Below are 22,137 nucleotides of genomic sequence, written 5' to 3' on the forward strand. Positions count from 1 at the left end.
GTCACACTCCGCAGCGTCGCCGTATCGCGACCGAGTGCCGACCGGAGAGAAGAGCCAAGTTGTCCCCGACTAGCGAGACCGCAAAGGGCGGCCGCCGACTCGTCATCGTCGAGTCCCCTGCCAAGGCGAAGACGATCAAGGGCTACCTCGGCCCGGGATACGTCGTCGAGGCGAGCGTCGGGCACATCCGCGACCTCCCGAGCGGCGCGGCCGAGGTTCCCGACAAGTACACCGGCGAGGTCCGCCGTCTCGGCGTCGACGTCGAACACGACTTCGCGCCGATCTACGTCGTCAACGCGGACAAGAAGGCCCAGGTCAGGAAGCTCAAGGACCTGCTGGCCGAGTCCGACGAACTCTTCCTCGCCACCGATGAGGACCGCGAGGGCGAAGCCATCGCGTGGCACCTGCAGGAAGTCCTCAAGCCCAAGGTCCCCGTCCACCGGATGGTCTTCCACGAGATCACCAAGGACGCGATCCGCGACGCCGTCGCCAACCCGCGCGAGCTGAACCAGCGCATGGTCGACGCCCAGGAGACCCGCCGCATCCTCGACCGCCTCTACGGCTACGAGGTCTCGCCGGTCCTGTGGAAGAAGGTCATGCCGAAGCTGTCGGCGGGCCGCGTCCAGTCGGTGGCCACGCGCATGGTCGTCGAGAAGGAGCGCGAGCGCATCGCCTTCCGCTCCGCCGAGTACTGGGACCTGACCGGCACCTTCGCCACCGGCCGCGCCGGTGACGCCTCCGACCCCTCCACGCTGGTCGCCCGCCTGAACACGGTGGACGGCAAGCGCGTCGCGCAGGGCCGTGACTTCGGCTCGACCGGGCAGCTCAAGGGCGAGGTGCTGCACCTCGACGAGGCGAACGCCCGGGCGCTCGCCGCCGCCCTGGAGAACGCCTCGTTCGCCGTCCGGTCGGTCGACTCCAAGCCGTACCGCCGCTCCCCGTACGCCCCGTTCCGTACGACGACGCTCCAGCAGGAGGCCTCGCGCAAGCTGGGCTTCGGTGCGAAGGCGACGATGCAGGTGGCGCAGAAGCTGTACGAGAACGGCTTCATCACCTACATGCGTACGGACTCCACGACGCTGTCCGACACCGCGGTGTCGGCGGCGCGCGCGCAGGTCACGCAGCTCTACGGGACCGACTACCTGCCGGAGAAGCCGCGCGTCTACGCGGGCAAGGTCAAGAACGCGCAGGAGGCGCACGAGGCGATCCGGCCTTCGGGTGATCGTTTCCGCACTCCGGCCGAGACGGGTCTGACCGGCGACCAGTTCCGCCTGTACGAGCTGATCTGGAAGCGGACCGTCGCCTCCCAGATGAAGGACGCGGTCGGCAACTCGGTCACCGTCAAGATCGGCGGCCGCGCCTCCGACGGCCGGGACGCCGAGTTCAGCGCCTCCGGCAAGACGATCACGTTCCACGGCTTCATGAAGGCGTACGTCGAGGGCGCGGACGACCCGAACGCCGAGCTCGACGACCGCGAGAAGCGGCTGCCGCAGGTCGCGGAGGGCGACGCGCTCGCCGCCGAGCAGATCACGGTGGACGGCCACGCCACCAAGCCGCCGGCCCGCTACACCGAGGCCTCGCTGGTCAAGGAGCTGGAGGAGCGGGAGATCGGCCGTCCGTCGACGTACGCGTCGATCATCGGCACGATCCTCGACCGCGGATACGTCTTCAAGAAGGGCACCGCGCTGGTGCCCTCGTTCCTCTCCTTCGCCGTCGTCAACCTGCTGGAGACGCACTTCGGCCGGCTCGTCGACTACGACTTCACGGCGAAGATGGAGGACGACCTCGACCGCATCGCGCGGGGCGAGGCCCAGTCCGTGCCGTGGCTCAAGCGGTTCTACTTCGGCTCGGAGGACGCGTCCGAGGTCGTACCGGCCGACGGCGACGCGCTCGGCGGTCTGAAGGAGCTGGTCACGGACCTGGGCGCGATCGACGCCCGGGAGATCTCCTCCTTCCCGGTCGGCGGGGACATCGTGCTGCGCGTCGGCCGCTACGGGCCGTACGTGGAGCGGGGCGAGAAGGACGCGGAGGGCCACCAGCGGGCCGACGTACCGGACGACATGGCTCCGGACGAGCTGACGGTCGAGTACGCGGAGGAGCTCTTCGCGAAGCCGAGCGGTGAGTTCGAGCTGGGCGCCGACCCGGTGAGCGGGAACCAGATCGTCGCGAAGGACGGCCGCTACGGGCCGTACGTGACGGAGATCCTGCCGGAGGGCACGCCGAAGACGGGCAAGAACGCGGTGAAGCCGCGGACGGCCTCGCTCTTCCAGTCGATGTCCCTGGACACGGTGACCCTCGACGAAGCCCTGAAGCTGATGTCGCTGCCGCGCGTGGTCGGCGCGGACGCGGAGGGCGTGGAGATCACGGCCCAGAACGGCCGCTACGGCCCGTACCTGAAGAAGGGCACGGACTCGCGCTCGCTGGAGACCGAGGACCAGCTCTTCGCGATCACGCTGGACGAGGCCCTGGCGATCTACGCGCAGCCGAAGCAGCGGGGCCGGGCGGCGGCCAAGCCGCCGCTGAAGGAACTGGGCACCGACCCGGTCAGCGAGAAGCCGGTCGTGGTCAAGGACGGCCGCTTCGGGCCGTACGTGACGGACGGCGAGACGAACGCGACGCTGCGGCGGGACGACGACGTCGAGACCATCACGCCGGAGCGGGGCTACGAGCTGCTCGCGGAGAAGCGGGCGAAGGGCCCGGCCAAGAAGGTGACGAAGAAGGCCCCCGCCAAGAAGGCCCCGGCGAAGAAGGCGACCGCGACGAAGACCGCCGCGGCGAAGAAGACGGCGGCAAAGAAGACCACCGCGACGGCCGCGAAGAAGACCACGGCCAAGAAGACGGTGGCGAAGAAGGCGGCTGCCGCCCCGGCGGACGAGTAACCCCCGGTTTGATGCAGGGCCCCGCGCGATGTGCGCGGGGCCCTGCGCCGTTGTGGCACCGGGTGCGAAATTCGGCCTCGTCGGCGTTTGAGGCGCGGGGGCTCGGCGGCGGAGCCCCCGCAGCGGTGCCGCACCCGCCGGGGTCCGGGGCGGAGCCCCGGAAACAGGTGGGTCCGGGGTCACACCCGACCTTGTCCACAGGCCTCCGCAACGGCCAAGCGCAGCGGATAGGCTGGGCGGATGACGCGAGCCGAGCAGCCAACGGTCGTGACCGCCCCGGCGAACCCCACCTACGACGAAGCCCTAGCCGCGGATTCCCGCGAGCGAGCGGTGCGCGCACTGCTGCGCACCCCCAGGCTGCGCCGGCTGTGGAGCGCCCAGCTGGTGAGCGGCATCGGCGATGCCCTAGCCCTGCTGGTGCTGGTGCTGCTGGCCCTCCAGGCGGCGGTGTCGGAAGGGGCCTTCGGCGACGGGTACCGCGGTGCCGCCCTCGCCGTCGCCGTCGTGTTCGGCGTCCGGATCCTCGCCACGCTGCTCTTCGGCGCGGTCCTCCTCGGCCCTCTCTCCGCGCTCGTCGCCCCCGGCGGCAAGCTGGACCGCCGCTGGACGATGGTCGGCGCCGACGGGGTCCGCCTCGGGCTCTTCGTCGTCGCCCCGCTGTGGCTCGACTGGATCCCGGCCCACGCGCTCACCGCGCTGCTGGCCACCGTCTTCGTCTCCGGCGCCGCCGAGCGGCTGTGGACCCTGGCCAAGGACAGCGCCGCCCCCGCCCTGCTGCCCGCGCCGCCGCCGGAGGGGGCGACCGTGCGGCCGCTCCCGGACCACCTGGACGCGCTGCGGCGCCTGACGCTCCGTACGACCTTCGCGGCCCTCCCCGTCGCCGCGGCCGCGCTGCTCGCCGCGACCCTCGTCGGCAAGGCCCTCGGCCTCGGAGTGGGCTGGTTCGCCGCGAACCAGGCCGCGCTCGGCTCGTACGTGGCCTCCGGCCTCTTCGCGGCGTCGATCTCGCTGCTGCTCCCGCTGGTGCTGCCGGCCACGAAGACCCCGCGGCCGCGTTCCCCGCTGGAGGGGCTGCGTACGCCCAAGGCGGGCGACCGCCCGGAGAAGGGCCGTACGGGAGCCATCCCGCTGCTCGTCCTGGCCTGCGCGGCCGTCGCCGGAGCGGTGTCCTGCGCCGCCGCCGTCGCCGTGCTGCACGCCTTCGACCTGGGCGGAGGACCCGCCTCCTTCGCGCTGCTCGTCCTCGCCCTGCTCGGTGGCACTGGCGCCGGTATCCGCGCCAACCAGGCCGGCAAGGTGCTGCCGGCCCTGTCCCGGCGCCGCCTGCTGGCCCTCGCCATAGCGGTGACCGGGCTCGCCCTCCTGCTCACCGGGCTCGTCCCGGACACGGCGACCGTGCTCTTCCTGTCGCTGCTCGCCGGCCTCGCCGCGGGCGTCGCCGCCAACACCGGCCACACGCTGCTGGACCAGGAGACCGAGGAGTTCCGCCGGGCCCGGGTCACCGAGCACCTCCAGGCGGTCGTACGGGTGGCTGTCGCCCTCGGCGCCGTCCTGGCCCCCGCGCTGGCCGCGCTGATCGGCCCGCACCGGCTCACCGGCGGCGAGGTCGTCTTCGCGCACGGCGGGGCGGCCTTCACCCTGATGCTCGTCGGCGCCCTGCTGCTGCCCGTCGCCGTGGTCGTGCTCACCAAGGCCGACGACCGCGGCGGAGTGCCCCTGCGCCGCGACCTGCGCGAGGCGCTGCGCGGCGGGGAGCCCGTACAGGCGCCGTCCGCCACAGGCTTCTTCATCGCCCTGGAGGGCGGCGACGGCGCCGGCAAGTCCACCCAGGTGGAGGCGCTGGCCGACTGGATACGGGGCAAGGGCCACGAGGTCGTCGTGACCCGCGAGCCCGGCGCCACCCCGGTCGGCAAGCGGCTCCGCTCGATCCTGCTGGACGTCTCCTCCGCCGGGCTGTCGAACCGCGCCGAGGCGCTGCTGTACGCCGCCGACCGCGCGGAACACGTGGACACGGTGGTGCGCCCGGCGCTGGAGCGCGGTGCCGTCGTCATCTCGGACCGCTACATCGACTCCTCGGTGGCGTACCAGGGCGCAGGGCGTGACCTGTCGCCGACCGAGATCGCCCGGATCTCGCGCTGGGCCACCGACGGACTCGTCCCGAACCTGACCGTGCTGCTCGACGTGTCGCCGGAGGCGGCGCGGGAGCGGTTCACGGAGGCGCCGGACCGGCTGGAGTCGGAGCCCGCGGAGTTCCACCAGCGGGTGCGGGCCGGGTTCCTGACGCTCGCCGCGTCCGACCCCGGGCGCTACCTCGTGGTGGACGCGGGCCAGGATCCGGAATCGGTGACCACCGTCGTGCGCCACCGCCTGGACCGGATGCTTCCGCTGTCCGAGGCGGAGGTCGCCGCCCAGGTGGAGGCCCGGCGCCTCGCCGAGCAGGAGGCCCGGCGCAAGGCCGAGGAAGAGGCGGCGCGCAAGGCGGAGGAAGCACGGCTGAAGGCCGAGGAGGAAGCCAGGCTGGCCCGCGAAGCGGAGGCAGCCCGGATCAAGGCCGAGGCGGAGGCCGCCCGCAAGGCGGAAGAGGAGCGGCTGCGCGCCGAGGAGGAGGCCCGGGCCCGGGCCGAGGCCGAGCGGCTGCGCGTGGAGGCCGAGGAGAAGGCGCGCGCGGCGGAGCAGGAGCGGCTGCGGCGCGAGGCCGAGGAGGAGGCCCGGCTGCGGGCCGAGGCCGAGGAACGGCGGCTGGAGAAGCAGCGGCGGGCCGAGGAGGCCCTGCTGAAGGCCGAGGAGGCGCGCAGGCTGGCGGAGGCAGCGGCGGCGGAGGTGGCCGCGAAGGCGGCGGCCGCGGCTGCGGTTTCGGCAGCGGCGGCTGCTGCTGCTTCGGCGGCTGCTGCGGCGGCCCCGGCGCCTGCCCCTGCGCCCGCTCCCGCTCCCAAGGTCGGCATGACGAAGGAGCCGCATCCGGACGACGCGGTGACCGTCGAGACCCCGGTGGTCAAGCGGGTCGTGCGGCCGGACGATGTGACGCAGACGGTCCCGGTGCCGAAGGTCGACCCCCCGGCTGCCGCGTCGGGCGCGTCCGCCGCGGAGACGGCGGTACTGCCCCCGGTCCGGGCGACCGACGAGACGGCCGTGCTGCCGCCCGTACGCCCGTCGGGCGCGGCCACCCCGCCGAAGGCCAAGGGCTCCGGAGCGGCTCACTCCGCCACGCGGCCGACCGCCCAGCGCCCCGAGGAGAACCCGGCCGACCGGGTGCCGCCGGGCATATTCCGGGATTCGGGCAACGACCGGACGCGGGAGATCCCCGTCCTCGACGCGGAGGGCCGGCCGCGCCGGACCCGCTCGGACTGGGCGGAGGAGACTCCGCTGGACGACCTGCCGACGCTCGCGGACGAACTGCTCGGCCCGCACCGGGACGACGAGGACGAGGACGGCCGGGGCCCGAGCCGCCGCCGCTGACCTCACCGGGACCGGATTGTCAGTGCCGCACGCCACAATGGGTGCACGGAGAGTGAAGTGAAAGGTGGTGGGCGGGATGCCCGTATGGGACGACCTGGTGGGTCAGGAGCGGGTCCAGACGCAGCTCGCCGCCGCCGCCCGTGATGCCGACGCACTGGTCACGGCCGTTTCCGAGGGGACCGCGCGGCCCGCGGCCTCCAAGATGACCCACGCCTGGCTGTTCACCGGACCGCCGGGCTCGGGGCGGTCCACCGCCGCCCGGGCCTTCGCGGCCGCCCTGCAGTGCACCAGCCCGGACCGCGCCCTCGGCGGAGAACCGGGCTGCGGGTTCTGCGACGGCTGCCACACCACTGTGATCGGCACGCACGCCGATGTGGAGATCGTCCGCACCGATCTGCTGTCGATCGGTGTGAAGGAGACCCGCGACCTGGTCCGCCGGGCGCAGCTCTCCCCGGCCGTCGGCCGCTGGCAGGTCATCGTCCTGGAGGACGCCGACCGGCTCACCGAGGGAGCGGGCAATGTGCTCCTCAAGGCCGTGGAGGAGCCCGCTCCGCGCACGGTGTGGCTGCTCTGTGCGCCCTCGCTGGAGGACGTGCTGCCCACCATCCGATCCCGCTGCCGGCACCTGACCCTGCGCACCCCGTCCGTCGACGCCGTCGCCGAGGTGCTGGTGCGGCGCGACGGCATCGAGCCCGCCGTCGCGGCGGCCGCCGCCCGCGCCACCCAGGGGCACATCGGCCGGGCCCGCCGACTCGCCACCGACGAGGCCGCCCGCTCCCGGCGGTCCTCAGTGCTGAAGCTCCCGCTCCGCGTCGACGACGTGGGCGGCTGCCTCAAGGCCGCGCAGGAGCTGGTCGACGCCGCCGCCGAGGACGCCAAGCAGGTCGCGGAAGAGGTAGACACCAAGGAGACCGAGGAACTGAGGGCCGCGCTCGGCGCCGCCGCCGGCACCGGCGGCCGGATGCCGCGCGGTACGGCGGGCGTGATGAAGGAGCTGGAGGACCGGCAGAAGCGCCGCCGCACCCGTACCCAGCGCGACACCCTCGACCTGGCGCTGACCGACCTCACCGGCTTCTACCGGGACGTGCTGGCCCTGCAGCTCGGCTCTTCGGTGGCCATCGCAAATGAGGAGATACGGCACGACCTGGACCGGATCGCCCGCGAGTCCGGCCCGGAGCGGACCCTGCGGCGGATCGAGGCGATCATCGCCTGCCGGGACGCCCTCGACCGGAACGTGGCCCCGCTCCTCGCGGTAGAGGCGATGACGATGTCCCTGCGCGCCGGCTGACCAGGGACCAGGGACAAAGAGCCAGGGACCAGGGACCAAGGGCCAAGGACCAGGGGCTGCCGAGGCCCTGTCCAGGCCCTGTTGACCGGCTCACCCGTACGGGCGGACCGGCCTCCGGGGCAGGGATCGGCCCCGTTCCCCGCCCTGCCCGGCGCGCGCCTCCCGCACCGCAGGGCCGTCGGGTGCAGCGGGCCCGATGGGCGGGGTCGGCAGGCCGTACGCTCCGGGGATGGACACCAGTCGCCTGCTGCGTACGACCGGAACCGTGATCGCAGCCGCCGGGCTGCTCCTCTCCGGGTGCACCTCGGGAGGATCGGGGGGACCCCGGGCCGCCGCGTCCTCCGACGCCCGGATGTCCGTGGACGAGCCCGCGCTGCGCCCGTACTACGAGCAGGAGCTGAGCTGGCGGGAGTGCGGTGTCCCCGGCTTCGAGTGCGCCACGATGAAGGCCCCGCTGGACTACGCGAAGCCCGGCTCCGGCCAGGACGTCGACATCGCGGTGGCCCGCCGCAAGGCCACCGGCCCCGGCAAGCGGCTCGGTTCGCTCGTGGTCAACCCGGGAGGCCCGGGCGGCTCAGGCATCGGCTACCTCCAGGCGTACGCGGGCATCGGCTACCCCGCTCCGGTCCGCGCGCGGTACGACATGGTGTCCTTCGACCCGCGCGGGGTGGACCGCAGCAGCCCCGTCGAGTGCATGACCGGCCCGGCCATGGACAAGTACACCCAGGTGGACCAGACCCCGGACGACGCGGCCGAGCGGGCTCGGCTGGTGGCGGCCTTCAAGGAGTTCGCGGCGGGCTGCGAGGAGCGCTCCGGGCGGATCCTGCCGCACGTGTCCACCGTGGACGCCGCCCGGGACATGGACCTGCTGCGCGCGGTGCTCGGCGACGAGAAGCTCACGTACGTCGGAGCCTCGTACGGCACCTTCCTGGGGGCGACGTACGCGGAGCTGTTCCCCGACCGGGTCGGTCGACTGGTCCTGGACGGTGCGATGGACCCCACCCGGTCCGCGCTGGACCTGAGCCGGGACCAGACGGCGGGCTTCGAGACGGCCTTCGTCTCCTTCGCCAAGGACTGCGCGAAGCAGCCCGACTGCCCGCTCGGCAAGGGGGGAGCGGAGGCGATGGGGGAGCGCCTGAAGGAGTTCTTCCGCAAGGCCGACGCCCAGGCCGTCCCCACCGGGGAGCCGGCCCGCCCGCTGGGCGAATACCTCGCGACGACCGGGGTGATCGACGCGCTGTACGACGAGAGCGCCTGGCCGCAGCTGCGGGAGGCGCTCACGGCCGCCATGGACGGAGACGGCGCCGCCATGCTCGCCCTCGCCGACAGCTACTACCAGCGCGAGCCGGACGGCAGGTACGCCAACCTGATGTACGCCAACGCCGCCGTGAACTGCCTTGACCAGCCGCCGGCCTTCAGGGGCCCGGAGGCCGTGGACGCCGCCCTGCCCTCCTTCGAGAAGGCCTCCCCGGTCTTCGGCGCGTACATGGCCTGGGCCTCCCTGAACTGCACGTACTGGCCGGTGAAGGCCACGGGCACGGCGAAGCCCCTGACGGGGAAGGGCGCCCCTCCGATCGTGGTGGTGGGCACCACCCGCGACCCGGCGACCCCGTACAAGTGGGCGGAGGCCCTGGCGGGGCAACTCGAATCGGGCACCCTCCTCACCTACGACGGCGACGGCCACACGGCGTACGGCCGCGGCAGCGACTGCATCGACACGTCGATCAACACGTACCTCCTGGAGGGCAAGCCCCCGACGGACGGCAAGAAGTGCTGACGCCACGCCCCGGCAGAACCCGGTTCAAGGCACCCGTCCAGAGCCTGTAGACTTGGCGCCGCTGCTGATGAGAGCCCCTCTTCGAGGGAACACTTGTCTAACCAGCGGTGCCGCCTTAGCTCAGTTGGCCAGAGCAACGCACTCGTAATGCGTAGGTCTCGGGTTCGAATCCCGAAGGCGGCTCTGTAGAACCCCCAGGACTCACTCGCCGTGACCTGGGGGTTTTGCTATTTCCGGGGCCGGTCGGCGCGTGCGTCGGCTGGGGCCCGAGACCCCGTGCCTGAGCCTTAGTTCGGATCGGAGCGCTGCTTCGTGATTCGGGCCAGCCATGCCCATCGGGCCAGTCCGCCGATGGCGAGCGAGGTGAGGATCGCGCCCCAGTCGATGACGTGGGGGAGGCCGGGGAAGAACGCGAAGAAGGCGACGGACGCGGCGGCCCCGGTGAGGAAGGCGGTGACGCCGGCGCGGCGGCGTTTGGCTTCCCAGGCGGGGTCTTCGGGAGTGGGCTGGATGGTCATGTGCGGCTGCTCACTTCGTGATGTGGTGGCACTGGCCGGCCCGGCGAACGCCGTTGACGTTGATGTACGCGCACGCCTTCCCGTAGTGGGGCAGTTTCTGGGGGGAGTTGTCGCGCATCGGGTTGATCTTGCACTCGGTGTGGGTCTTGCCGCGGGAGGTGCGGTATGTCTTGTTGCTGGTGTCCGCGTAGGTGAAGTCGATGCGCCAGTTGCAGAAGCCTGCGTTGAGGGCTCCAACGAAACCGCAGTCGACGCCGGCGTTCTGGTACGTGATGTTCTTGCCGTCACCGCGGATGATGTGGGTGAACATGCAGCCCGTGGGGACCTTCATGGTGACGCCTCCGATCTGGTAGTCGAAGGTGGCCACAGGGGTGGAGCCGATGGCGCCGGCGTGCGCCTGTGCGGGGGTAAGACGGCCAGCATGACCGTTGTGGCGAGAGCGGCGGTGATTCGCGGCGTCCAGGGCGTGCCCATCCGTTTTCCCTTCCAGCGGAGTGTGTGTGCAGATCGGAACTCCCGCCGGTCGTCGCAGGGTGCCGCCCCGAGAAGCAATCCACTACGAAGAGTGATTAACGGATCGAAATGCTGACCGCCCGTAACCGTGGCCTCTTCAGTGCAGTAGGGCGAAGGTGATTCCTGCCACCGTTCCGCCCAGGAGCGTTCCCGCGATGACCTGCGCCAGGGTGTGGTCGCGCAGGGCTATGCGGGACCAGCCGATCAGGGCGACCAGGGGGTACGCGGTCAGGAGCCACGGGCTGTAGTCCAGGGCGAGCATGACGACGCTGCCGGAGGAGACGGCGGCGTGGACGGAGATCTTCCAGGCGAAGGTGATGGCCAGGAGGATCGTCAGGGTGGTGACCATTGCCGCGATGAGGGCGACCATCACCTGCGGAGCGTTCAGGAATCTCATCAGCAGGGTGCCGGAAGTGACCGAGCAGATGATGAAGGCCATGACCACGAGCCGCTGCTGACGTACGCCGAGGTGACGGTCGGCCCAGGTGCCGCGTCGGATGCCGAACTTGATGAAGAGCACCGGGATGACCGCCGCGAAGAGCGCGCCGAACAGGCCCCAGCCGACCCCGCCCAGTCCGTCGGCGTGCCAGCCGATGAGGAGGGTGACGGCGATGATCCAGTTCTTCGGCTCGAAGCCGTCCGTGACGAAGCGGGCGGCGCGGGACTCCGGCGGGGCGGCGGAGACGCTTTCGGTGCTGGTCACTGGTGGGCCTTCTGCTGGGCGGAGGGGTGGCTGTCGGGCGAGCGGTGAGCGTGCGCGCCGTGGGTGCGGACGAAGTCCCGTACGGTCTCGTCGGCCCGGGCGGCGTCGATCCGCCGGAGCCATTGGGCTTCGGCGTCGAGGTCGAGGTCGAGCTCCGAGTCGTCGCCGGCGGAACCGGCGTCCCGGCGCTGGACGTCGTCGTCCGGGGCGTGGCCCGCGAGCTTGGCGTGCCGGGCGGTCTCGATCCAGCAGGCCTCCGCGAGGTCCCGCCGGTCGGCGGACGCGGCGGCGTCGGCGGCGTCCCGTTGGGCGGCCGAGACGTACGGCTGGAGGGCGAGGATCGCGTCGCGGATCTCCACGACCCGGCGGTGCAGCCGCATCCGCAGCTCCCGGCGCCGCAGTTCCTCGGAGAGCACGACCTCGGGGACGGCTCCGGTCAGGTCCTGCCACAGGGGGAGCAGCGCGCGCAGGTACCACCAGTGCCGGGCTGCCTGCCAGGCCACTCCGACGGCGGGGACGGAACTGCCCACGAGGATCAGGCCGATGGCGGCGTGCTTCATCGCGTCGGTGATCGTGCTCGCGGCCGCACCGCTGTCGGGTCCGGTCGCCTCGGTCAGGCGCAGTACGAGGTAGACGGCGCGGGACAAGGCGTACGCAACGCCGGCCGCCGTGCCCGCGCCGAGCAGCCGCAGCCCTGTGCGGAGCCAGCCCGCACCCGCGTGGCGGCTGGAGCCCCAGAAGAGCCAGGTGGCCATGGCCATGGCGGTGCCCAGGTAGGCGAGCCAGACGAGCAGGTAGCAGGTGGCCGGGACGGATCCGGCGCTGCGCTCGAAGAAGTCCTCGACCTGGGTCCGGCGCGGTACGAAGGCGAACAGCACGGTCAGCCCGGCCATGGTCGCCCCGGCGGCGGCCATCCGCAGCCGCAGCCCGAGGGGGCTGTGGGGCCGCGTGATGACGTAGACGAACTCCAGAACGGCCGCCGCCGCCACGACGCCCAGGTACTGCTTGAGCAGCGTCGACAGGTTGTTGATGCCGGTGCCACCGTCGATGGAGTGCATGACGTCCGGCCGGCGCAGGGTCATGGCCAGCGTCAGCGCGGCGAAGGCGATCCACAGGGTGCGCTGCTTCGACGACCGTACGGCCGAGGGGGCACGCCAGAGGGCGACCAGCCACAGCAGGACCAGGACGACGGTGGTCATACGCGCGGCCTCACGATCTGCGGTCTCTGGGGGTGTCGGTGGAGGGGCGGATGGGGTGGCCGAGGGCGTCGCCCAGCCGGTTCAGCACGGGATTCGTGGTGGCCTCGCGGTCGAGGACGCGGTGGCTGAGAATCGTCGCCAGGAGTTCGGCGTCCTTCTCCTCGTTGTCGCTGTAGCTGGTGCGTCCGAGGATGTGGAGGACCTGGTCGAGGTCGATTCCGAGGTCGTCGTCCTCGTCTTCCTCGTTGTTGTCGTTGTCGTCGTTGTCCGGCTCGTCGTTTTTGGTCGTCTGGCCGGGCGGCAGCAGCCTGGTGGCGTACGCGGGGCGGTCGGCGTCCGGTGAGCCGTGGCCGAGGAGCAGGTGGGCGAGCTCGTGCAGCACGATCTGGAGCTTGTGGAGGGCGCTGGTCGCCGGCTCGTAGAAGATCAGGTCCACGCTCTCGGTGGCCACCAGGACCCCGCAGGGCATGCTGCTGTTGGGGGCGCCTTCCAGGGCGACCAGGCGCACCGGGCGGCCGCGCTGGGCGGCGATGCCCTCGCACAGGGCGTCGAGGGTGAAGGGGCGCGGGATGGTGACCACGTCGGCGACGGCCTCGCAGCGGGCGCGGCGGCGCGTGAAGTACATGCGGTCCCTCGCTGACCGGGCAGACCCGGGCCGACCGGAGGCCCCAGCTGAGCCGTGACGTCCCGCCGAAGTGTTGTCCGCAAAGCGGAGCGAACGGATTGTCGCGCGAGCCTAGGTGATGGCGTGCGCATGCTCAAGGGGCCCCTGGGCGCACCGGTGCATTCCGGCCGCAGGTGGCTCGGCTCGGCTCGGCTCGGTTCGGCGGTTCGGTTCGGCGGTTCGGTCAGGCTCGGTTCGGCTCGCGCGTCAGGGCTTCGTGTTGTCCGGCGCGCGGCCGGGCGGCGACTCCGGCAAGCCCTCCAGCCTGCGTGCCTGGTCGATCACGCCGCGGATCGCCTGGATGCTCCCGGCCGACAGGCCGTTCATGCGCAGCGCGACGTCCCGTACGTCGCTGTCCTCCAGGACCTTCACCAGCTCCCGCTGAGCACGGGTCAGCTCGACCCGCTCCTTGATCCGGGCGAGCTTGGCGTCGACCCGCACGGCTACGGCCTCGTCGAAGAAATAGGTCACCGGAACGCCGAAGAAGCCCGCGATCACGGTGAGGGTGCTGACCTTCGGGTCGATGATCTCGCCCTTGCGGATCTTCTGGATCGTGGCGTGCGAGACCGTCGGCCCGTCGGGCCCCGCCTTCGTGCGGATCCCCTCGGCGATCTCCATGTAGCTGAGCGGGCCCCGGCCCGGGGGATGGATGGTGCTGATCAGGTGGTCGAGCTTCTGCGCGATGCTGCGCCCGCTCGCCGGTTCCCGGCTCTCCACTCGACCACCCCTCGCTGATGTGAATCAAAGTTTACGGACGAGGATAGCGGCGCGCACCGCGTAAAGTTTGTTTGACAACCCCGAGGGGCCCTCGGCATGCTGAGGGGGGCCCGTAAAACAAAGGTGACGGCGTCGCGTGCGTCCACGGGGGAAGGCATGCGGCGCGGTCGGCCAGGGGGCGGGCCGCGGGGGAGGTACAGGGGGGACGGGGGTCGGGTTGGGGGCGCACAGGCGCTCCCAGCCCGGCATGCCGTAGGTCCGTTGGCCGGGCCTTGCCCAGTGGAGCCGTGAGTGTCCGCGCACGACGCGGAGGCTGAGGTCGCCGGGGCAGGGGGCCGGGGCTACGTTGAGGGGGTGGGGGTTCTCTTCGCGTGGTAGGAGGCCCGGGATGGCGACACGGGTGAAGAGGGCGGCGATCGGGGCGGTCGCGATCGGGATGGCGGTGGTGCCCCTCGGGGCCGGCGCCGGCAATGCCTGGGGCGGCGCCCCCACGGCCGCGGTGGTCGCGGCGCCCGTTCAGGAGGACGGGGAGTTCGCGCAGCTCACGCCCGCCGTGGCACGGCAGTTGGACGAGGCCGTCCGCAAGGTGATGGCCGAGGCGAACGTCCCCGGGGTGATGGTGTCCCTGTCCGCGCCCGGGAAGGGCGAGTACGTGAAGGCCTTCGGGATCGCCGACAAGGCGACGGGTGCCCCGATGGCCACGGACCTGCACACGCGGATCGGCAGCGTGACCAAGACCTTCACGGTGACGGCGCTGCTCCAGCTCGTGGACCAGGGCAAGGTCGGCCTGGACGACCCCATCGCCAAGTACATCGACGGCGTCCCGAACGGGGACCGGATCACGATCCGCCAGCTCGCCGAGATGCGGAGCGGACTGTTCAACTACTCCGCCGACCCGGGGTTCGACAAGGCCCTGTTCACCGACCCGGACCGGGTGTTCACCCCGCAGGAGCTGCTCGCGTACGCCTTCAAGCACCCGGTGCTGTTCGAGCCCGGCGCGCAGTTCTACTACTGCAACACCAACCTCATCCTGCTCGGGCTGGTCGTCGAGCAGCAGAGCGGGCAGGACCTCGACGACTACATCAACGAGAAGGTCGTCGCCCCCGCCAAGCTGAAGAACACCCTCTTCCCCACGGGCGCGGAGTTCCCCGAGCCGCACGCCCACGGCTACACGAACCAGACGCTGTCCGGGAAGGTCGAGGACTCGACCGACTGGAACCCCTCCTGGGGCTGGGCCGCTGGAGCGATGATCTCCGACCTCGACGACCTGAAGTCCTGGGCCAAGACCATGGCCACCGGGACGCTGCTGACGCCCGCCACGCAGGCCCAGCGGCTGAAGGTCGTCCCCGTCATGCCGGGCGCCGGTTACGGCCTCGGCATCTTCAACACCCACGGCTGGATCGGGCACAACGGCTCGCTGCCGGGGTACGAGACCGTGTCCGTCTACCTGCCGCAGGCGCGGGCCACGCTGGCCATCGTGCTCAATACCGACATCCTCCTCGACGGCCAGGAGCCGAGCACGCTCTTCGCCGGGGCGATCACCAAGATCGTGACGCCGCAGAACGTCTACACGCTGCCGGCCCACATCGCCACCAAGTAGGCGGCCACGGGCCGCTGTCGGGGGCGTCCGTCCCCGCGCGCACAATGGGTCCGGCGCGCAGGGACGGACGAAGGAGACGGATGTGAACGGTCAGGACGGGCAGAGCCGCCCGGACGGTCAGAGCGGCCCGGACGGTCAGAGCGGTCAGAGCGGCCAGGGGATCGAGCTGCGGGTCGCGGGGCAGGCGGACGTCGAGGACGCGGCGCGGCTGTTCCGCGGGTACCTCGACTTCTACGAGGTGGAGGTGACGGACCCGGACCGGCCGCGGGCCTTCCTCGCGGAGCGGATCGCGAAGGACGAGTCGCTGGTCCTGCTCGCCGACGCGCCGGGCCTCGGCACGGTCGGCTTCGCCCAGGTCTACCGGGCGTTCTCCTCGCTCAGCATGGACACCGCCTGGGTGCTCAACGACCTGTACGTGGCCCCCGAAGGCCGCCGCACCGGCGCCGGCCGGGCGCTGCTGCGCGAGGTGCTGCGCCGGGCGCGGGAGGCCGGGGTGACCGGGGTGCAGCTGGAGACCGCGTACGACAACACGGTCGCGCAGGGGCTGTACGAGGCGGAGGGCTTCGTGCGCGAGGAGTTCCACGTCTACTTCCACGAACTCGGCTGAAACATTTCCGGGTCGCCGCCGCGTCGATGGGGTGAGACGACGCGAGGGGGAGTAGATGCGGCAGGGTCGCAGAGACGGGTTCCGTGAGTTCGCGGAGGGCAGATCGGGGCACCTGTACAGGTCGGCCTGTCTGCTGGCCAGCGGGGACACCCATCTCGCGGAGGACCTCGTACAGGAGACCCTGGGCAGGATGTACCTGCTCTGGGGGCGCGTTTCCCGCATCGACAATCCGGCGGCGTACGCGCAGACCGTGCTCGTACGGGCCTTCCTGACGCACCAGCGCCGGCGGTCGGCGGGAGAGCGCCCGGTCGGGGAGTTCCCCGAGTCGGCCGCCGCCGGGTCCGGGTCCGGGTCCGGCGATCCGGCGTTGCGGCTGACGCTGCTGGAGGCGCTGGGGCGGCTCGCGCCCAAGGATCGGGCGGTGCTCGTGCTGCGGTACTGGGAGGACCGCAGCATCGAGGAGACCGCCGAGGCGATGAACACCAGCTCGGCGGCGGTCCGTACCCGGGCCTCGCGGGCGCTCGGCCGACTCAGGGAGCAACTGGGCGGCAGCATAAGCGAGTTCGCGGGAATCTGAGAGTGGAAATGGTCCGGCCCGCCCCCGGTGGGCGGCATCGTGCCGGTTTGGTCCTCTGCACACCCCCTGAGAACGGAAGGTTTGGTTCCCCATGCCCTTTGAAGACGAGCTCGGTGAAGCCCTCCGGCGTGCGGGGGACGGTTTCCCGGCCGACCGGCACGCCCTCGTGCAAGCCGGTGAGCGGCGCGGACGGCGCCTCGTGGCCCGCCGCAGGGCCGCCGTGATCGGCGGATCGGTGCTGTCCCTGGCCCTGATCGGCGGGGCCGGCGCCTACGCCGGGGGGCTGCTGGACGGAACGGGCCGGTCCGAGATCGCGGCGCCGCCGGAACCGTCGGGCGGACCGTCCGGCGGGGACGGCACCCCGGTGCCGGAACTGCCACCGGTGCCGCGCGGTACCGGCGCGGTCTCCGCCGAGCAGATGGTCGAGGTGCTCAAGGGGCTGCTTCCGGAAGGGACCCTGTCCGTGACCAGGGCGAGCGGTACCGACGGCAGCAGCGCGGGGGTGACGGGCGTGTACGACGACGGCAAGGGCGGAGCGGAGATCAATGTCTCCGTGCTCCGGCTGGACCCGAACGGCGTCATGGCGCACACGGAGACCCTCTGCTCCGAGAAGAACCTGCCGGAGGGCGACGACTGCACGACGGAGCAACTGGCCGACGGCTCCAAGCTGCTGATCGAGCAGCGCCACCTGCCCCCGAGTCTCACCCCGGGCCTCAAGGAATGGCGAGCCGCGCTCGCGACCCCGCAGGGGTACCTGGTCAAGTTTTACGAATCGAATTCCCCGTTCGGGCTGTACCCGGGGAATTCCCCGTCCGCGGGTGCCACGGCGATCACCCGGACCGACCCGCCGCTGTCCCCCGCCCGGTTGAAGGCCCTGGTCACTTCCGACAAGTGGCACCCGGCACTGAACGACCTGCCCGCGGCCAATGCGGGACCGCGGGGATAGTCGCCCGCGTCTCCGAATGCGCTTTGGGATCTGAAGGCCGTGGAGCGGCTGGAGCGGCTGGTGACCGCGTCGAAGGTCCCGGTCATCTCCAAGGGCGGGGAGGGAGGGTCCGGCTACCTCGTGGTCGACGACGGCAAGGGCAAGTCCCTGGTCAGGCTCGACGTCATCAAGGGAGACCGGCGCTCCGGACTTCGAGGGCAACGTCCCTTCGCTGAACGACGGAATCCGCACCAAGGTCACACAGGGTCCTGCGGAGAGCGCAAGGGGGTGGTCCGGTGGACCGTCGACAGCCTGCGCAAGAACGGGCTGAGGGTGACGGTCACCGCCTACAACACCGCCGACCCGAGCGGTGCGGCCACCCGTGAGACGCCCGCGCTGACGCTGGAGCAGCTGCAGTCGATCGCCCTCCACCCCAAGTGGCATGAGCTGGACTACTTCGCGTCGGCGTAGCACTCCACGACCGCCGTCGTGAAGGGGAACCGGACCGGGGTGTCGCCGAAGGTGATCCGCCCGGCCCGGTCCCCGGCGGCCCGGATGGCCTCGGCGACGGCCTCGGCCTCCTCGGCCGGGCAGTGCACGATCACCTCGTCGTGCTGGAAGAACACCAGCTCGGCCCGCATGCCGGAGAGTGCCTGCCGGAGGGCCGCGAGGAGCAGCAGCGCCCAGTCCGCGGCGCTGCCCTGCACGACGAAGTTACGGGTGAAACGGCCGCGGGCCCGGGTGTTGGTCGAGGCGTAGCTCGGGGTCCAGCCGCCGTCGTCCTGCTCCTGTGGGATTCCGGCCTCCCCCTCCTCGGGGACGCCGGCCGGCGGCGGGCAGGTGCGGCCCAGCCAGGTCCGTACGAGCCGGCCCTCCTCCCCGGCCCGCGCCGCGTCGTCCACGTACGCCACGGCCCGGGGGAAGCGGCGGCGCAGGGCGGCCAGGTTCTTGAGGCCGTCCCCGGAGGTCTGCCCGTAGACCGCGCCGAGGACGGCGATCTTGGCCTTGTCCCGGTCGCCGGAGAAACCCTGGCGGGAGACGGCGGTGTAGAGGTCTGCGGAGTCCCCGGCCACCGCCATGAAGGCGGGGTCGCGGGAGATCGCGGCGAGTACGCGCGGCTCCATCTGGTCGGCGTCGGCGACGACGAGCCGCCAGCCGGGGTCGGCGACGACGGCCCGGCGGATCACCTTGGGGATCTGCAAGGCCCCGCCGCCGTTGGTGACCCAGCGGCCGGTGAGGGTGCCGCCGGGGATGAACTCCGGGCGGAAACGGCCGTCGTGCACCCAGTCCGCGAGCCAGCTCCAGCCGTGGGCGGTGTAGATCCGGTACAGCTTCTTGTACGCGAGGAGGGGCTCGACGGCGGGGTGGTCGAGCTCCTGGATCTCCCAGCGACGGGTGGACTTCAGCTTGATGCCGGCTTCGGCGAAGGCCTTGATGACGTCCGCCGGCAGCTCGGGGCGCACCCGGCGGCCGAAGGCGGCGGAGATCCGGTCGGCCAGCTCGGCGAGGCGGCGGGGCTCGCCGCCGCCGGCGTAGCGCTCGCCGAGCAGCTCGGTCAGCAGGGCGCGGTGCACGTCGGCCCGCCAGGGCAGGCCCGCGCGGTGCATCTCGGCGGCCACGAGGAAGGCCGCCGACTCGGCGGCGGTCAGCAGCCGCATCCGGTCGGGGTGGGCGGTGGCGCCGATCCGCGCCGTCTGGTCGGCGTGGACGGCGAGCAGGGCGTCCAGGGGGACCGGGGCGGGGCGCGCGTCGAAGAGGGAGTCCTGGGTGCCGGGCTCGGCGGCGCGCTGCGGGGGGTCCGGCGGCACGGGGGAGTTGGTGAGCCGGGCCCAGGCGGCGGCGGCCGAGCGGGGCTCGCCGAAGCGGCCCTCGTGGCCGAGGAGGAGCAGCTCGGCGTCCTCGACGTCGTAGCAGCGGTCCACGCGGGCGCCGGCGGCGAGGAGGCGGGGGTAGACGGCGGCGGTGGACTGCCAGATCCAGCGGGTGCCGGGGGGTGCGGCGCGGATCGCTTCCGCGGGGTCCCGCACGCTGATCCGGCGCCCGCCGCCGGGGGCCGCGGGCGCGGCGTGCCATGACCCGTCACCGTCTTCGGCGAGGGCCCATCTGCCCGCGTTCTCGCTCACGGGTGCGAGTGTCCCACCGGGGTCTGACAATTCCGGCGGCGCCGGGCCCTGCGGGGTGCGGTGGCATGCCGCTACGCGGCCGGGGCTCCGCCCCGCACCCCGCTCCTCAAACGCCGGAGGGGCTGGATTTTGGCTGATGCGGTCCGCGAGTGCGCGCGCAATCGTGCGCCGCACGATCCGGCCCCGGCCGGGCAGAATCCAGCCCCTCCGGCGTTTGAGGCGCGGGTCTGGGCGGAGCCCAGGGTGCCGCGCAGCGGCGCTTTCGGACCCGTCGCCGGAGCCTCCAGAGGTGGCGCCGTACCCATGGGCCCCGGGCAGAGTGCAGGCAAGGGCGTGCCAAGCTGGAGGGTGTGAGAGACCTTGCCGAGACCGTCGACCGGGCCTTCGCCGCCGCCCTCTACGCCCAGGATGACGCCGGGCTCGACACCGGGGCCTCGGTGCTGGCCGCCGAGTCGGCGCGGTGGGGCGGGGTCGGGCGGGAGCTGCTCGCGCGCGGGGAGGCGTACGTACGGCAGGCCTGGGAGCGGGGGTGGCAGCCGGCCGACCTGCTGCGGCTGGTCCGGCGGGACCTCGACGAGCGGCACATACGGATCGCCGGCGACCTGATCGCCGGCGAGGCGCGCCGCTACGCCCGGCTCCCCGAGCGGTGGACCGAGTCCGAGGTGTGGTGGGCGGGGGACGAGGAGTACGCGGACCAGCTCGCCCGGCGCGAGAAGGCGGACCGGTTCACCCTGGCGACCGCGCTGCTGGAGGTGTTCCGGCTGCTGGTCCGGCTGCCCTCCATCGAACCGGTGGGCCCCCTTCCGGGCGACCCGCTGGACGAGCACGAACACGCGCACATCGAGCCCCGCATGCTCGGCCGCATCCGAGCCCTGCTCGCCAAGGCCGAGGCGACCACCTTCCCCGAGGAGGCGGAGGCGCTCAGCGCCAAGGCGCAGGAGCTGATGGCCCGGCACACCGTGGACGAGGCGCTGCTGGCCGCGCGCGGCGGCCGGCCGACGCAGGTCCCGGGGGCCTGCCGGATCGGGGTCGAGCCGCCGTACGAGGAGGCCAAGGCGGTGCTGCTCGACGCGGTGGCCACGGCCAACCGCTGCCGGGCGGTGTGGAACAGCGGCTTCGAGTTCTCCACGGTGGTCGGCTTCGAGAGCGACCTGGAGGCGGTGGAGCTGCTGTACACCTCGCTGCTCGTCCAGGGCACGGCGGCGATGACCCGGGCGGAGGCCGCACAGCGGGCCGGGGGGCGGAAGCGGACGAAAACCTTCCGGCAGTCCTTCCTGCTCGCCTACGCCAGCCGGCTCGGGCGGCGCCTCGCCGAGACCGCCGAGCACACGGCGAGCGAGGCCTCCGACAACCTGCCGGCGCTCGTGGCCCGCGACGTCGCGGTCACCTCCCGGGCGGACGAGATGTTCCCGAAGACCACCACGACCCGGCTGCGCGGGGCCACCGACCACGCGGGCTGGGAGGACGGCACGGCCGCGGCGGATGCCGCCCATGTGGGGGGCAAGCGGAAGCCCCTGACCCCCTAAGACCGGGGGGCCTCCGCGCGCAGGGCCCGAGGGGTGCCCAGAGGATGTCGTGTCTGTGATCAGGGGACCACCCTCCGCGTGCACGTGCATCTGCCCATGCAGGCGCTAATGAACACAGCTATGATCCCGTGCAGTTGACATCTGCACTATCGGGGGCTTCCTGTGGACCATGCGTACAACGGGATGGCAGCTGCAGAACTCGCTACCGCGTTCGGGCTGACCTGGCAGAAGAGCAGACACAGCAACTCGCAGGGTTCCTGCGTGGAGTTCGCGAAGCTGCCGGACGGCGATGTCGCCGTCCGCAATTCGCGCTTCCCGGACGGTCCGGCACTCGTCTACACGCCGGCCGAGATAGAGGCCCTGCTCCTGGGCGTCAAGGACGGCGAGTTCGATCATTTGATCAGCTGACGGGGCTGACGGAATCGAGCGCCGACCGAGCCGTCATTCAGCCGTCATCAAGCCATGCACGTGCACTGGCCGGGACTGATCGCAATGATCAATCCCGGCCAGTGGTCGTATTCGGCTCCAGTCCGCCCCGGCTCAGTCGTGGATCAGGAACAGCGCCCAGACCACCTTGCCGGTCAGCCGTCCCGCGAGCGGGTGCCAGCCCCAGCTGTCGCTGTACGCGTCCACGAGGAACAGTCCCCGCCCGGACTCCAGGTCGCAGTTCGCCTCCGCGGCGTCCGGCGAGAAGGCCCCGCCGGGCCGGTCCTCGCTCGGGTCGCGCACCGCGCACACCAGCCGGGTGCTCCACCGCATCAGGTGCAGCCGCACCGCGGGTTCGGGCTCGGCGGCCGGCCCCCGCGCGTCCTCCGGCAGCGCATGGCGCAACGCGTTGGTGACGAGTTCGGAGACGACCAGCGCCACGTCGTCGAAGCGCTCGTCGAGACCCCACTGGGCCAGGGTCGAGCGGGTGAACGAACGTGCCCCGCGCACCGCGTCGTAGCGGGCGGGCAGGGCACATGACGCGGACCCGGAGACAGCCGTGGGGTCGACCGGGGGAAGCCCCTGCCGTAACGGCTCGAGCATGGTCGATCCATTCGTCCCCATGCGAGGCACTCCCGG

General features: G+C 72.2%; 19 protein-coding genes and 1 tRNA gene. 12 read left to right on the plus strand and 8 right to left on the minus strand.

Translation table 11 applies throughout. The features are described 5' to 3' along the window. Positions 1 to 59: 59 nt before the first annotated feature. The 5 genes from topA (at position 60) to OG625_RS21335 (ending at position 9,583) form a co-directional block, all read left to right on the plus strand. The gene (gene topA, locus OG625_RS21315; RefSeq protein ID WP_329383427.1) at positions 60 to 2,879 is read left to right on the plus strand and encodes a type I DNA topoisomerase; all 2,820 of its coding nucleotides are present in this window, start codon (positions 60 to 62) and stop codon (positions 2,877 to 2,879) included. Between the two features lie 240 nt (positions 2,880 to 3,119). Next, positions 3,120 to 6,335, plus strand: coding sequence for a dTMP kinase (gene tmk, locus OG625_RS21320; RefSeq protein WP_329383431.1), 3,216 nt, complete (start codon positions 3,120 to 3,122; stop codon positions 6,333 to 6,335). A 76-nt stretch (positions 6,336 to 6,411) separates the two neighbouring features. Next, positions 6,412 to 7,623 carry a DNA polymerase III subunit delta' gene (locus OG625_RS21325; RefSeq protein ID WP_329383434.1) on the plus strand — a complete coding sequence of 404 codons (1,212 nt, stop codon included), beginning with the start codon at positions 6,412 to 6,414 and terminating at the stop codon, positions 7,621 to 7,623. A gap of 229 nt (positions 7,624 to 7,852) precedes the next feature. Beyond that, positions 7,853 to 9,400, plus strand: coding sequence for an alpha/beta hydrolase (locus tag OG625_RS21330; protein ID WP_329383437.1), 1,548 nt, complete (start codon positions 7,853 to 7,855; stop codon positions 9,398 to 9,400). Between the two features lie 109 nt (positions 9,401 to 9,509). Then, a tRNA-Thr gene (locus tag OG625_RS21335) sits at positions 9,510 to 9,583 on the plus strand. Positions 9,584 to 9,687: 104 nt separating this feature from the next. Here OG625_RS21335 and OG625_RS21340 read toward each other — a convergent pair. The 6 genes from OG625_RS21340 to OG625_RS21365 form a co-directional block, all read right to left on the minus strand. Continuing rightward, positions 9,688 to 9,918 carry a hypothetical protein gene (locus OG625_RS21340; RefSeq protein ID WP_329383440.1) on the minus strand — a complete coding sequence of 77 codons (231 nt, stop codon included), beginning with the start codon at positions 9,916 to 9,918 and terminating at the stop codon, positions 9,688 to 9,690. A gap of 10 nt (positions 9,919 to 9,928) precedes the next feature. Continuing rightward, positions 9,929 to 10,285 (minus strand): hypothetical protein, encoded by a 357-nt coding sequence (locus OG625_RS21345; protein WP_329383444.1) that lies wholly within the window; start codon positions 10,283 to 10,285, stop codon positions 9,929 to 9,931. Between the two features lie 243 nt (positions 10,286 to 10,528). Beyond that, a complete protein-coding gene (locus OG625_RS21350; protein WP_329383447.1) occupies positions 10,529 to 11,134 on the minus strand; it encodes a hypothetical protein in 606 nt (201 codons plus the stop codon). Beyond that, entirely contained in the window at positions 11,131 to 12,333 is a 1,203-nt protein-coding gene (locus OG625_RS21355) for an MAB_1171c family putative transporter (protein ID WP_329383452.1), read from the minus strand. Before OG625_RS21355 ends, OG625_RS21350 begins: the two co-directional genes overlap by 4 nt. 10 nt (positions 12,334 to 12,343) lie before the next feature. Next, on the minus strand, positions 12,344 to 12,958 hold the full coding sequence (locus OG625_RS21360; RefSeq protein WP_329383454.1) for a hypothetical protein: 615 nt from the start codon (positions 12,956 to 12,958) through the stop codon (positions 12,344 to 12,346). A gap of 246 nt (positions 12,959 to 13,204) precedes the next feature. After that, positions 13,205 to 13,714 carry a helix-turn-helix domain-containing protein gene (locus tag OG625_RS21365; RefSeq protein WP_329383457.1) on the minus strand — a complete coding sequence of 170 codons (510 nt, stop codon included), beginning with the start codon at positions 13,712 to 13,714 and terminating at the stop codon, positions 13,205 to 13,207. A gap of 388 nt (positions 13,715 to 14,102) precedes the next feature. Here OG625_RS21365 and OG625_RS21370 point away from each other — a divergent pair, with 388 nt between their 5' ends. From OG625_RS21370 to OG625_RS21390, 5 genes are all read left to right on the plus strand, one after another. Next, a complete protein-coding gene (locus OG625_RS21370; RefSeq protein WP_329383461.1) occupies positions 14,103 to 15,314 on the plus strand; it encodes a serine hydrolase domain-containing protein in 1,212 nt (403 codons plus the stop codon). 82 nt (positions 15,315 to 15,396) lie between these two features. Beyond that, positions 15,397 to 15,921, plus strand: a complete 525-nt coding sequence (locus tag OG625_RS21375; protein WP_329383464.1) for a GNAT family N-acetyltransferase — start codon at positions 15,397 to 15,399, stop codon at positions 15,919 to 15,921. 55 nt (positions 15,922 to 15,976) lie between these two features. Further along, the gene (locus OG625_RS21380) at positions 15,977 to 16,498 is read left to right on the plus strand and encodes a SigE family RNA polymerase sigma factor (protein WP_329383467.1); all 522 of its coding nucleotides are present in this window, start codon (positions 15,977 to 15,979) and stop codon (positions 16,496 to 16,498) included. Between the two features lie 91 nt (positions 16,499 to 16,589). Next, entirely contained in the window at positions 16,590 to 17,444 is an 855-nt protein-coding gene (locus tag OG625_RS21385; RefSeq protein WP_329383470.1) for a hypothetical protein, read from the plus strand. A gap of 39 nt (positions 17,445 to 17,483) precedes the next feature. After that, entirely contained in the window at positions 17,484 to 17,894 is a 411-nt protein-coding gene (locus OG625_RS21390) for a hypothetical protein (RefSeq protein WP_329383473.1), read from the plus strand. Here the strand turns inward: OG625_RS21390 and OG625_RS21395 are convergent. Next, complete coding sequence (locus OG625_RS21395) at positions 17,876 to 19,546, minus strand: bifunctional 3'-5' exonuclease/DNA polymerase (RefSeq protein ID WP_329383476.1); 1,671 nt, start codon at positions 19,544 to 19,546, stop codon at positions 17,876 to 17,878. The genes OG625_RS21390 and OG625_RS21395 overlap by 19 nt on opposite strands. A 350-nt stretch (positions 19,547 to 19,896) precedes the next feature. Between OG625_RS21395 and OG625_RS21400 the strand changes: the two genes are divergently transcribed. Both OG625_RS21400 and OG625_RS21405 read left to right on the plus strand, forming a co-directional pair. Then, positions 19,897 to 21,072, plus strand: a complete 1,176-nt coding sequence (locus OG625_RS21400; RefSeq protein WP_329383479.1) for a DUF2786 domain-containing protein — start codon at positions 19,897 to 19,899, stop codon at positions 21,070 to 21,072. A 162-nt stretch (positions 21,073 to 21,234) separates the two neighbouring features. Next, positions 21,235 to 21,480: a DUF397 domain-containing protein gene (locus OG625_RS21405; protein ID WP_329383482.1), complete on the plus strand. Its 246-nt coding sequence runs from the start codon at positions 21,235 to 21,237 to the stop codon at positions 21,478 to 21,480. 132 nt (positions 21,481 to 21,612) lie between these two features. Here OG625_RS21405 and OG625_RS21410 read toward each other — a convergent pair whose 3' ends face one another. Beyond that, positions 21,613 to 22,101, minus strand: coding sequence for an ATP-binding protein (locus OG625_RS21410; RefSeq protein ID WP_329383486.1), 489 nt, complete (start codon positions 22,099 to 22,101; stop codon positions 21,613 to 21,615). Between the last annotated feature and the right edge of the window lie 36 nt (positions 22,102 to 22,137).

Source organism: Streptomyces sp. NBC_01351, from assembly GCF_036237315.1.
GTDB lineage: Bacteria > Actinomycetota > Actinomycetes > Streptomycetales > Streptomycetaceae > Streptomyces.